This window comes from Arthrobacter globiformis (assembly GCF_003261175.1).
GTDB classification, from domain to species: domain Bacteria; phylum Actinomycetota; class Actinomycetes; order Actinomycetales; family Micrococcaceae; genus Arthrobacter; species Arthrobacter globiformis_A.
This window is the reverse complement of sequence record NZ_QLNP01000024.1, coordinates 1-766: the sequence shown is the minus strand read 5'-3', so window position 1 is coordinate 766 and position 766 is coordinate 1. Positions and strand designations below refer to the sequence as shown.

The 766-nt window shown below is 64.9% G+C and carries 1 pseudogene; it reads right to left on the bottom strand.

Annotated elements, in window-relative coordinates:
* Positions 1–766: pseudogene (locus DBZ45_RS02470) on the bottom strand (pyruvate dehydrogenase (acetyl-transferring), homodimeric type); the annotation flags it as partial.

Here is a 766-nt window from a genome sequence, read left to right as displayed (position 1 = left end):
GAAGCCGAACATGGAGTAGAACACGTAGACCGGGACCAGGGGCACGCCGTGGGTGGCGTAGGCGGTGCCGGCGGCGGTGAAGGCTGCCACGGCGCCGGCTTCGTTGATGCCGGGGTGGATCAGCTGTCCCTGCGCGGATTCCTTGTAGGCCAGGACCAGGTCCCGGTCCACGGACAGGTAGTTCTGGCCCTTGGGGTTGTAGATCTTCGCGGTCGGGAAGAACGCGTCCATGCCGAACGTCCGCGCCTCATCCGGGATGATCGGCGCGATGTGCTTGCCGAAGTTCTTATCCCGCATCAGGTCCTTGAGCAGGCGGACGAAGGCCATGGTGGTGGCGGCCTGCTGCTTGCCCGAACCGCGCTTGGCCACCTCATAGGTCTTCGCCTCGGGCAGCTCGATGTCCGAGTGCTTCGAGCGCCGTTCCGGAACGGAACCGCCCAGGGCGGCGCGGCGCTCGAGGAGGTACTTGATTTCCGGTGCGTCCGTGCCCGGGTGGAAGTACGGCGGACGGTACGGGTCCTTCTCCAGCTGCTCATCCGTGACCGGAATCCGCAGGTGGTCGCGGAACTTCTTCAGGTCGTCCAGGGTGAGTTTTTTCATCTGGTGGGTGGCGTTGCGGCCTTCGAAGTGCGGGCCCAGTCCGTAGCCCTTGACCGTTTTGGCCAGGATCACGGTGGGTTTGCCCTTGAATTCGGTCGCGGCCTTGTACGCGGCGTAGACCTTGCGGTAGTCGTGCCCGCCGCGCTTGAGGTTCCAGATCTCGTCG